10 protein-coding genes are annotated in these 11,699 nt (G+C 46.5%); 5 read left to right on the forward strand and 5 right to left on the reverse strand.

Going from position 1 to position 11,699, the window contains the following annotated elements:
• The first annotated feature begins 400 nt into the window (after window positions 1-400).
• The 3 genes from H6570_16890 to H6570_16900 all read left to right on the forward strand — a co-directional run bounded on the left by H6570_16890 (window position 401) and on the right by H6570_16900 (window position 4,785).
• Window positions 401-2,272: a PQQ-binding-like beta-propeller repeat protein gene (locus H6570_16890; protein ID MCB9320963.1), complete on the forward strand. Its 1,872-nt coding sequence runs from the start codon at window positions 401-403 to the stop codon at window positions 2,270-2,272.
• A gap of 33 nt (window positions 2,273-2,305) precedes the next feature.
• Complete coding sequence (locus H6570_16895; protein MCB9320964.1) at window positions 2,306-3,238, forward strand: hypothetical protein; 933 nt, start codon at window positions 2,306-2,308, stop codon at window positions 3,236-3,238.
• A 176-nt stretch (window positions 3,239-3,414) separates the two neighbouring features.
• A complete protein-coding gene (locus H6570_16900) occupies window positions 3,415-4,785 on the forward strand; it encodes an alpha-L-fucosidase (protein MCB9320965.1) in 1,371 nt (456 codons plus the stop codon).
• 195 nt (window positions 4,786-4,980) lie between these two features.
• On the opposite strand, the gene H6570_16905 is transcribed toward H6570_16900, so the two are convergent.
• Window positions 4,981-7,194, reverse strand: a complete 2,214-nt coding sequence (locus tag H6570_16905; GenBank protein MCB9320966.1) for a DUF4838 domain-containing protein — start codon at window positions 7,192-7,194, stop codon at window positions 4,981-4,983.
• Between the two features lie 139 nt (window positions 7,195-7,333).
• Here H6570_16905 and H6570_16910 point away from each other — a divergent pair, with 139 nt between their 5' ends.
• Both H6570_16910 and H6570_16915 read left to right on the forward strand, forming a co-directional pair.
• Window positions 7,334-7,975 (forward strand): TetR/AcrR family transcriptional regulator, encoded by a 642-nt coding sequence (locus H6570_16910; GenBank protein MCB9320967.1) that lies wholly within the window; start codon window positions 7,334-7,336, stop codon window positions 7,973-7,975.
• Window positions 7,972-9,279, forward strand: a complete 1,308-nt coding sequence (locus H6570_16915) for a glycosyltransferase (GenBank protein MCB9320968.1) — start codon at window positions 7,972-7,974, stop codon at window positions 9,277-9,279. Before H6570_16910 ends, H6570_16915 begins: the two co-directional genes overlap by 4 nt.
• A gap of 79 nt (window positions 9,280-9,358) precedes the next feature.
• On the opposite strand, the gene H6570_16920 is transcribed toward H6570_16915, so the two are convergent.
• From H6570_16920 to H6570_16935, 4 genes are all read right to left on the reverse strand, one after another.
• Window positions 9,359-9,709, reverse strand: a complete 351-nt coding sequence (locus tag H6570_16920) for a DUF2200 domain-containing protein (GenBank protein MCB9320969.1) — start codon at window positions 9,707-9,709, stop codon at window positions 9,359-9,361.
• Window positions 9,710-9,798: 89 nt separating this feature from the next.
• Window positions 9,799-10,749, reverse strand: a complete 951-nt coding sequence (locus H6570_16925) for a carbon-nitrogen hydrolase family protein (GenBank protein ID MCB9320970.1) — start codon at window positions 10,747-10,749, stop codon at window positions 9,799-9,801.
• Between the two features lie 103 nt (window positions 10,750-10,852).
• Window positions 10,853-11,353 carry a GNAT family N-acetyltransferase gene (locus tag H6570_16930; GenBank protein MCB9320971.1) on the reverse strand — a complete coding sequence of 167 codons (501 nt, stop codon included), beginning with the start codon at window positions 11,351-11,353 and terminating at the stop codon, window positions 10,853-10,855.
• An 8-nt stretch (window positions 11,354-11,361) separates the two neighbouring features.
• The gene (locus H6570_16935) at window positions 11,362-11,655 is read right to left on the reverse strand and encodes a DUF1778 domain-containing protein (protein ID MCB9320972.1); all 294 of its coding nucleotides are present in this window, start codon (window positions 11,653-11,655) and stop codon (window positions 11,362-11,364) included.
• Between the last annotated feature and the right edge of the window lie 44 nt (window positions 11,656-11,699).

Below are 11,699 nucleotides of genomic sequence, written 5' to 3' on the forward strand. Positions count from 1 at the left end.
AACTTTTGTATTGCTTAACCTACGTAGGGACCAAAAATGGATTTGAAGGTGCGGATGAAGCGGCTAAATATTACCAGCGCAATCTCAGGATTTATTCAAATCTTAATCGGTTGGCTTTGACACCGGAGGACCGGGTGTTTATTTTATCCGGAGGTAGTCATACGGCATTTCTGAACGATTTTTTAAGGCGCAGTTTGAAGTATGCGGTGGTGGATGCTATGGATTATTTGAAATAATAGGTCACCCGCAGTCATGGTGATAAAGTCAGGTAGTTGGTTGTTTAATTCAGATGAGTTTATAGGCTATTCTACTCATTTTTGATGTGCCGTTTTGAAATCTTGCATGCGTCGGAAGACTTCGCTATTTTAGGTTTTTTCAAATTAACCCTACCAACACAACCATGCAAATCCGATTCATTGATTGCTGTTTACTTGCTTTAATCCTGTTTGCCGGTTGCATCCGGTCTGGTCAGGAAGAAAGCCTTTCAGGTGTAGAATCAGCAAGCAATGCTGCAGTGCCCGATGAAGTCCTCCAGCTCGGAGAGCACCTATTCTCACAAACCTGCTCCACGTGTCATATTGATTCCATTGGCAGCCTGGCTCCTTCGACGGGGGTACTTGCATTGATGACCCCTCGTGCCATTTATTCGGCATTATCAAAGGGCAAGATGGTGGAGCAAGCGAAAAATTTATCGGAGGATCAGCGTAAAGCCGTTGCCCAATGGATCACTAAAAGTGCATTTCGTGAAACTGCCATTGCATCCTCGGCATTTACAACATTTAGCCTGACCAGGGATGATGTACAGGCTGGTTGGAATTATTCGGGCTGGGGTGGTAACCTGGAAGGTACCGGATTCAGAACCACTCAGCAGTCCGGTATTACTCCACAGAATGTTTCTTCCTTAAAACTGGCCTGGGCATTCGGATTTCCTGATGGTACTCAGGTGAGGAGCAAGCCTGCGCTGATCGGGAACTGGCTCATCGTGGGTAGTCAGTTTGGCGAAATCTATGCCATCCACAAAGAAACCGGGTTGATTGGCTGGACCTTTAGTGCGGATGCTGCCATTCGCGGTGCTATTTCCTATACGGAGGACCAGGAGTTGACCGTTTATTTTGCTGATTTTGCCACCAATGTGTATGCCCTGGATGTTGCAACCGGTGGTTTAAAATGGAAGAAGCGCGCGGGAATGGAGCCGCAATCTTCGGTGACAGGCTCCGTTGTCGTGTACGGTGGCCTGGCCTATATACCTATTACCTCTTATGAAGTGATTGCCACGGTTAATGGGGAATATGAATGTTGTAAGTCCTCCGGTGGCGTGGTGGCATTGGATGCTATGAATGGGAATGAAGTTTGGCGGCATCGGGTGATTGGGGAGGAAGCAATAGTTTCAGGACAGAAGAAAAATGGACAATCCTTTTATGGGCCATCAGGTGCTCCGGTTTGGTGCAGTCCAACCGTGGATACTAAACGACAGTTGCTCTACATCGGAACCGGCGAAAATTACACCAATCCACCCACCATGACCAGCGATGCCATTCAGGCCCTTGACTTGAAGACGGGACAACTCAAATGGAGTTGGCAGGCTACCAGTCACGATACCTGGAACCTGGGATGCCCCGACAATCCGAACTGCCCGGAAAACAAGGGCCCCGATCTCGATTTCGGAATGGCCCCACTACTTATCAAGACGGCAAATGGAAAAGATATGCTGGTGGTCGGACAGAAGTCGGGAGTGGTGCATGCACTCAATCCGGATGACGGTGCGATAATCTGGCAAACCCGGATCGGAAAAGGCGGAGCACTGGGAGGGATCCATTGGGGTATGGCCTCTGATGGAAAGCTCATCTATGCGGCTAATGCGGATAATCCTTATGCACTTGACCTTCGCGATTCGCTGGTCAAAGCAGATCCGGGATTGTTTGCACTTGACATTCAAACCGGTGAAGTGGTCTGGAAGGCCGAACCAGCCCCGTGTGACACGACAAGAACATGTCTGCCTGTAAACTCGGCTGCTCCCACCCTCATACCGGGCGTTGTGTTCGCAGGCGATCTGAATGGGAAACTCCGGGCTTATTCTGCAGTGGATGGTGCCGTACTCTGGCAATTCGATACCGTGCGAGAATTCGACGGGGTGAACGGCATCAAAGCAAAAGGCGGATCTATGGATGGGCCGGGACCACTGGTGGCCGACGGCATGTTATTCGTAAATTCCGGGTACGATTATTTTGGTGAGATGGCAGGAAATGCTTTACTGGCCTTCACCGTAAAATAGGCAATTAATTAGCGCATGTGCAAAGGGCATAAAATGGAGAACAAACCCTATTTCTTGATCATCTTCGGGTGCATTGTTGTTCTTTGTGCCTGTCAACCCAACTCACCTTACCTGGACCAAAAACCGCCGGATAAAATGCCTCAATTGTTTATGCCGGACCTGGTCAATACGGAACATATTGAATTGAATGGGGTATTCAATGCCGATCTGACGGAGTTTTTCTTCACCCGGATCGTAGATGAAAGTTTCGTGATCCATCATATGGAACGGATTGACGGTAAGTGGAGTGCACCGGAGCCTATCCAATTATTTCCGGATCGTAGCATCGTGTCCACCGCTGTTGATATGAGCATTACCCGGGATGGTAAAACCATGTATTTTCTGGGTGAATACCCTATACCGGGATTGGAAAAATCCACAGAAGACATTTACAAAAGCCAAAAAACGGATGGGAAATGGCAATTGGCTACTCGTGTCCCATACCCCATCTCTACGGATGAATATACGGAATCCTATCCCGTGGTGGTGGCCGATGGAAGCCTGTATTTTGAATCGGACCGGCCGGATGGAATGGGTAAACAGGACATTTACCGGGCGCAATATCTGGGGAACGGAAAATTTGATGATCCCGTCAATATAGGTTCTGTTGTCAATACCAGGGAGGGTTCAGGAGACACCTTCGTGGCACCCGATGAAAGTTATTTAATTGTCAACCGCTGGGGGACAGAGCAGCCGGGATTGTATCTATCCTTCCGGAAGGATGACGCATGGCAAACACCAATTTATCTTGATGAGCCCATCAATAGTGAATGGACAGACTTCTGCCCATTCGTAACGTGGGACAACAAGTATTTCTTTTTTTCGAGACGATATAGTGATCCTCCGGAAAGCGGATGGGCCGGAGTGGTCAAAGGGGAAGTTTATTGGGTCGATGCGAGGGTATTATTTGACTTGAATAAAGGATAATGTCTGGAGAAATAGTAAAATTGTTCAGCTTAGTTCCAATTCGATAGCTCATACCGGCTAATATTTCATCGGTGGCGCGCATCAGGGGAATTAATGAAATAGAAGACCTGATCAATCAGGAGCATGGACAGGAATAAGAAAAGACTAACACACACAATAGTGCAAAATACAATTCAATGAAAAAAATACTGGTTCTCATTACGCTCTTCCTGTTGTCTTTGGGTTCTTATGCTCAGGAGAAAAAAATCTGGAATGAAACCAAGGAAGAAAAGGAGTCGCGCCTGGCATGGTGGACAAACGACCGGTTTGGGATGTTTATCCATTGGGGAACCTATTCTTTAGCGGGGCGGCACGAATGGGTGAAAAAAAGAGAGCGAATAGATGACGAAACCTACCAAAAATACTTTGACAACTTCAATCCAGACTTATACAATCCCAGGGAATGGGCAAAACTGGCCAAAGCAGCCGGAATGAAGTATGCGGTAATCACCTCCAAGCATCACGAAGGATTTACGTTATTTGACTCCAAATACACCGATTATAAGGTTACCAATACGCCTTATGGTAAAGATGCGCTAAAGGAATGGGTCGATGCATTCCGGGCAGAAGGTCTGAAAATCGGATTTTATTATTCGCTCATAGACTGGCATCATCCCGAATATACCATAGACCGGAATCATCCATTAAGCGCAAACAGCGATGAAGAATACAAGGAGCTGAACAAAAACCGGGACATGTCTAAATACCGGGAGTATTTAAAAAATCAGGTTACGGAAATACTGACCAATTATGGCAAAATTGATATCCTGTGGCTGGATTATTCCTTTCCAACCGGGGAACATGGCAAAGGAAGGGATGACTGGAATTCTGTCGAACTCATCAAACTTGTCCGTCAACTGCAACCAGAGATCATTGTGAACGACAGGCTGGATTTAAAAGAATATTGGGGAGGATGGGATTTTACAACCCCGGAACAATTTAAAGTCAAGGAATGGCCGACCTATGACGGGGAGAAAATTCCGTGGGAAACTTGTCAGACCTTTAGCGGTTCCTGGGGCTATTACAGGGACGAGATGACCTGGAAGGACAATAAGCAATTATTGGTGTTGTTAATTGAATCGGTAAGCAAGGGAGGTAATCTTTTGTTAAATGTCGGGCCTACCGGCAGAGGTACCATAGATTACCGGGCAGAAGAAGCTTTATTGAAAATGGGGGAATGGATGAAATACAACAGCAGATCCATTTATGGGTGTACGCAGGCGCCGGATAGTTTTGAAGTCCCTGACAATACCTTATTGACCTATAATCCTACCACGAACAGGCTTTACGTTCATTTACTGGATTATCCGTTGCAGAATTTCACCTTGAAAGGGATGAAAGGAAAAATAAAGTATGTACAGTTTTTACACGATGCTTCGGAGATTAAAATATCCGCGCCAACAGGTTACTGGATTAATCAGGAGACAAATGAAGGTGATGTGAATTTAATCTTGCCCGTTGTTAAGCCACCGGTTGAGATCCCGGTAATTGAGATCCTGTTAAATTAAGGCTTCTGCTTCTGCTTCGACTCCTGCTTCGACTTCTGCTTCGACTCCGCTCAGCATGACACGGCTCAGCATGACTTCGCTCAGCATGACATGGCTTCGCGGCACCGTGTTTTTTACTTGGCAGTTAAATCAGGAATTTATAGCGTTGATACGATTAGATGACACAATCTTAGTCAATTAGTCCAAAAGTCAACGTCACTTTACCGTCACCTCATCCACAAAGAACCACGAAGGATGACCTACACCGTAATGCCAGGTGGGGCATTCCTTGGTGGCCACGACATCGATTTTCAGATAACGGGCTTGGACCGGGATCTCTGTTTTGATGCCGACAAATTTAACTTGCACGGAACGGTCTTCCGGAATCGTGTGCGATTCCCAGGGTGTGAAGTCCTGTCCATCTGTAGAGTAGGAATAGGTCACTTTCTTGGGTAGCAGGATCCAGGCACCCAGTTGGTGTAGAAAGTCCGCTTCGATGCTATGCACCGGTTTGACCGTACCCAAATCAAGGGTGATGGTTGCATCCTGGCCTTCCCAGCCTACCCAGCTTTCCACAAAGGTCGAACCGCCAAACAACCCGTCGGTCAGAGCGGTTTTACTGATTTCCTGGTATTTTTTACCGGGCAGGGGGGCATAATTTACACTGGCTCCCAGTGCAATGCTTTTTTCGGCGGCAGGCATGTAGCGCTGCCGGTACAGTTCGCAATAATCGACGGGGGAGTTTCGCCGTTCGTTTAACGTGGGCACATCGAATGCTTTGACCCGGGATTCAAATAAGTCCAGTTTCTGACTGATGTCCGCATAGTCTTTTTCATTTTCTGTCCGCGCGATCTCCAGTTCGGCATATTGTAAGGGCAGCCGGGAGCGTTGTACCCGCATCAGATAGGTTGGGTCTGACTTTACCGCTTGCTCAGCATTGTCAAATAGCTGCTTGTAACGGCGCATCAGCTCGGGCTTCAGCATCCCTGATTTATGCGACACGGGTGAATCGTATATCCAAAGCCTTATGCCGCTGCCCAGCAGGGCACCTTCCATCACTTTGATGTATTCGTACAGAGATGGGCCGGCTGGTCCGTAATAGCCGTTGAGAAAGTGGTGCAGCAGTGAATCCACGTTTAATTCCGGGTTCCACATCAGTTTATTCACCAGGTAAGACCGTAACTCGGCGAAATCACCACCGCGACTGCTGGAGATCTGGGAGAAATGCATCGTCGCGTGGTTTTTCCTGAACAGCCGGATGTTGTCCTGCAGGATGTGAAAATTCGGGAAAGGGGACACGTAATTGTCAAAATTGATCCCGTAATCCCAGATAAAGATGTTATCTGAGATGGCCGACCATCCCTCCATGGCTTTCACAAATTCGCGGCCGGATGCATTCTCGGTCAGGGACACTTCGCGGTTGCAGTCGATGTCACACAGCATGATGTTGACATTGGGCAGGGGCTTGATGTGCTTTGGCGGCTGCATGGTGTAGAGGTAGGCGAGGGTCGAGAACTCCTTTTCCGGGAACCGTGCAGCCAGTTTGTTCAGGAAGGTGATGACACTACCCGATAAAGCACCTTCGTAATCATCGATGGCCTTGCATTTGTCGCAGGTACAATTGGTAAAGTTGCCGTCGTTCTGGCTGACGGAGATGATGTTCTTACCGGGATTGGCTTTGAAGATGGAGTCGATGCGCCGGGATACCAGTTCAAAAACTTCATCATTGGTCAGGCACCACTGACTGGCTTTGCCGGGATGGCGTGATCCATTGAAATAGGCATAATACTCCGGGTGGGTTTTGCCGTAGACATCGGAGGGTAACAGCCGGTCGAAAGTGTGTACCCAATAGCCGGCGGCGAATACGTCGGTAGGCATTTCCAACCGGTTCCAGAGGCGGTAGACGGTGTCGGTAGACAAGGCATAGTTTTGCGACTGCCGGTACCGGAAGGCCGGATTTTCCATCCGGTCAATCGCAGGTAGCATGATGGTTTTTTGTTGGGGATAATTGGATTCAAATTCACCGAAGTAATCCACGCCAAGGTATTGCTCGAGCAGGGTTACGGCGCCATAAATGACCCCTTTTCCACCTGCAGAAGAAATTGAAAGTCCATTGACCGAACAGGTCAGGTGAAATCCATCTTCGGTCAGTGCGGCATCTCCATCGGCATTGTTGATGACGATATCACCGGGGCGCAGGGATTCATTATTTGCCAGGATGGGCAGTTCTGCGGTGCTGATCTTTTTAATAAAGTCCTGCAGGAGCAGGGCAGCCGTTCGCTCTTCCGGATGGTTGTTAAGAAGAATAATACGCGAGCGGGGGATAGCATTTTCAACCAGGGTAGCTTGTGCATAATCCAGGGATACGGAAAAAATGACGCAGAGTAAAAGGATCGCATACCTGCTGAATTTCGGAACAAGGGTTGTCATTTTGGTTACGGTTAAGTGCAGTCAATATATAAAATTGCCAAATCATTTTTCTGGGGTAAAGGAAGGGAGGTGCGTGAATACGATAACCAAGAACAGAGAAATGGGATACGTAAAAAATATTCATGTCATAGTTATTGACATGAATAAAATTAATGTCTATATTGGTGACATGAATTCCGGAAAGACGCATTACAACAACAAAAACAGAAACAAGAAGGCCGAAGAGAACAAAATCGGGATCATTAAGGCGGTAGGACGGCTTTGGATGCAGTATCCGATCAACGGGATCACGTTGGAGATGATTGCCCAGGATGCCGGGGTGACCACCCGGACCATATTACGGAAATTCGGTTCCAAAGAAAATCTGGTCGCGGAGTCCTTGTCCTATGATCCTGCCGGAATATCGGCCGAAAGGGATAACGTCAAAGTAGGTGATATCGATGATCTGTTAAGGACCCTATTATCTAATTACGAAAATATGGGTGAGGCGGCCATTCGGACAATTTTTTTGGAGCCCGGGTTTGAAATTGCCCGGAAAATTGGCGAGCAAGGCAGAAAGCAGCACCGGGCCTGGTGCATCAAAGTTTTTGCCCCGTATTTACCGGATCGGAAATCGAAAGAGTTTGAGATCCAACTCAATTCGTTCATTGCTGTCACCGAAATCTATTTGTGGAAACTCCTGCGAAAGGATCAGAAATTAAGCAAAGCCAAGACATTCACCATCTTTAAGAATATGGTAGAAGGCGTGGTTCACCAAAGTCTAAAATCCAAAAAACCATGAAAAATTCAAATGTACTGTTTGCCATGATCGAAGGCGGGGGCAATGTGACTCCAATGTTTGGATTGGCCAAAAAACTGATGGATGCGGGTCATGCAGTTACCATCCTGTCCGAGCCCTGCCTGGAAAAACCTGTCCGGGCTATGGGTGCTTCCTTTATCCCCTTCAAAAAACATTTCACCCGGACCAACCGGTCGGAGGATTTATTTGGAGACTGGAAGGCATCTAGGATGAACAACCCGATTATCAAGCAGGTTATTTTTGGACCTGCAAATGATGTGATTGACGCCTGCATTGCGGTCATCCGCGAAAAATCCATTGATCTGCTGGTTGCAGATGTTTTGATCTTTCCTGCCATCATTGCTGCTGAATTCCTGCAGATCCCTAAAATAGTAGTCTTTCACATGCCGGAGTATTTGCCGGGCCCTAACCGGCCACCCGGTAATTTAGGATTGAAACCTGGTGAGGGCTTTTTCTACCGGCTGAGAGACCGGTTACTGGGCAGGCTCATGGTGGCTAAGTTTGATGAATTCAGGTCTGCTTTGAACCATAAATTGACAGCCTTATCGCTGCCTCCTCTGAAGCATACCATCGATTTGTTTGAACGGGCAGAGCTACGATTGATCCAGACCTTGCGGCGTTTTGATCATCCAATTGAGCCCAGTCCTGCCAATGTGCGATATACCGGGCCGGTGTTGGATGACCCGGATTGGGCCTCCAATGCACGCTGGGAAAGTCCCTGGTCCCAGCAGGCACCCAGGCCACTGGTTGTTGTTTCATTTTCATCAACCTTTCAAAATCAGCATCGTATCATTCAAAAATGCATCGATGCGCTGGCCGGGTTGCCCGTGTACGGTTGTGTGACGCTGGGACCAGCCATGGGTCATTACGACTTCTCGTTGCCGGACAATGTGGTGACCTTATCCTCCATAAAGCATTCTTTACTGTTTCCCCATGCAGATCTGGTGATCACTCATGGCGGACATGGTACCATCATGAGGGCGCTATCTTATGGTATCCCGTTAATTTGTATGCCTATGGGTAGAGACCAGTATGACAATGCATTGAGCGTGGAACTCAGCGGATGCGGGATAAATATTTCCGCAAAGGCTTCATCTTCAAAAATCAGATCTTCGGTAGAGCATGTTTTACTTCAGGGTACCTATCGAAACAATGTTGAGCACATGAGGGAACAAATAAAATCAAATGAAGGGATGGATGCTGTTATTGCTGAAATCAATGACCTGATTTTGGCAAATCAGAATAAGAGGAAAGCATTAAATCAACTTATTAATCAGGACGAATAGATCAACGAATAAAATATCGATCCTGTCAGGCGGTACTCCCGAATATCCTCAATTCTGAATACTGGATACTGAGTACTGCCTACGCTCTCAAAATCTTCTCCATCTTTTTTCCCTTCGCCAATTCATCGATGAGTTTGTCGAGGTAACGGACTTTCTGGACGATGTCATCTTCGATGTCTTCGACGCGGTAACCACAGATGACGCCGGTTATCTTAGACCGGTTGGGGTGCATGGCCGGAGCCTGGGCAAAAAAGGTTTCGAAATCATTTTTTTCATCGAGCTGCTTTTGCAGGGATTCCTGGTCGTAGCCGGTCAGCCAACAGATGATGGCATCCACTTCTTCTTTGGTACGGCCTTTTTTTTCCGCTTTGGCAATGTAGTGAGGATAAACGCCAGAGAGTTTCATCCGGTAAATACGGGAGTTATCCATGGTAATTGTTCACTAAGTTATTACTTCAATTATTGGAATAAAGATAGGGCTGAATTCCTAATTGATACCCATCATGGTCCATTTTGGAATCAATCATTCACATCGAGGATGGATTGCCGTTCCCGGTTGATCGTCAACTTGGTGATGTCGGGTCGGGAATAATGACCAGCCGGATCAAAATTCTGTCTTTCTTCCAGGACGCGGTTAAAGTCAATCGTAGCGACGATCAATTCTTCCCGGTAGGTGACCGGTGAAACGATCCAATTCCCATCCGGACCGGAAATACAGGATCCCCCGTTTGCCAGGATTGCAGGTGCATTTTCTATTATTGCTCTTAAATGAGGCGTATCCTCTGGAAAATCCTGTTTGGTCATAAATCCAGATACGGAAACCACAAAGGAGAGGGACTCTTTGGCGATGAAGCGGGTGATGTCGACGGTATTGTTTTCGGAACCAGGCCAAACCGCAATGTGCAGATCTTCCCCTAATCCATAAAGTGCTGTCCTGGATAAAGGCATCCAGTTTTCCCAGCAATTTAATCCGCCCAGGGTAAAGCTTTTTAATGGATGGACCTGCAATCCATTGCCGTCACCGGGCGACCAGGCCAACCGTTCTTCGTAGGTAGGTTGCAGTTTCCGGTGTACGGATTTGATCTGTCCTTTTTCATCAATATATACCAGGGAACAGTAGAGGCTGTGGCCTCCGCGATTTTTTGCGCGTTCGATGGTGCCCAGGTAGATGGCCATCTGGTATTTCCTGGCCAGGTCGCAGATTTCATCCAAATCTCCCGATTCGATTTGGATGGCGTTTCGAAGGTAATGCGCATGGATTTCCTTTTGCATCGGTGCGTTGAAATCGGCGCCATGAGTCAGCGACAGCCAAAAAGGATAGCCGGGCAGGAGTGCCTCACCGAATACCAGAAATTCGCATTGGGCGTTACCGGCTTTTGTGATGTAGTCCTTGATTTTAGCGATGGTCAGATGTTTATTCAACCAAACCGGCGCGATTTGGGCCATTCCTATCTTAAGTGTATCATCCATGGGTTATCTTTTTAATGCTGTCCGTGGCCGGTTGATAAATTGCCAGAAACTTTCATCCGGTAAATACGAAAGTTATCCATGGGGAATGTTGTGATTTTATCTTTTATTCTGTTTTTCTTTGATGAAAAGCAGTTTCAATTTTGTTCATGGTCATAAACATTCTTCCACTGTTTGGGAGTAAAGTGAATCCATATTTCGTGTAGAATGCAACTGCCTCTCCGTCAATTGGATCTACAACTACCGCTACGGCACCTATTTGATTTTTGGCTACATCCAGGCTCTGCTTTAATGCATTAATCAACATTAATTTACCGTAACCATTACCAAACTCATTTTTATCAACAGCTAACCGGCCTAATAAAATGACTGGTAGGTAAGGATAACTTATCTTCTTTTGATATTCAAGCGGGGCATCTGATTTTGGAATGCTTTCAGTGGATAAGGTATAGTAGCCAATGACTTCCTTATTGTCATTAATGATGACAAAGCAGGTGCAAGCTGCTACTTTTACATCTTTTGTGACATTTCTTAGAATGTAATTATTCAACGATGATTTGCCACAGTCGAACTTGTCCCTGATAAATTGAGGGCTATAGGGTAGAATCTTCAAAATTAAGGGTTTATTAAAGCATCATGATATTTTATAGCTTCCAGGAGGGCATCATTTGGTTGTTCTTCATTGCCCATTAAAGCTTTAAAGAATATTGCTTTGTCCCGTTCAGAAGCAAGGATCCTATTTTTTTCCTCTATGATTGCCTTTGATTCTTTTGTTAAGATATGCCGGACAAACTCAGAAAAAGATGTAAAACCCATCAGGGATTTTGCATACTCATAGAGTTCCTTATCATCAGAACTGACTCTAATTTCGACCCTGCTATCACCTTTTTTCTTTGTAAGAGCATCCATTCCCAGGTAATTTTAATTAAATGTACGGAATATATACGTACATA

This window comes from Lewinellaceae bacterium (assembly GCA_020636135.1).
In the GTDB taxonomy this organism is placed as follows: Bacteria; Bacteroidota; Bacteroidia; order Chitinophagales; family Saprospiraceae; genus JAGQXC01.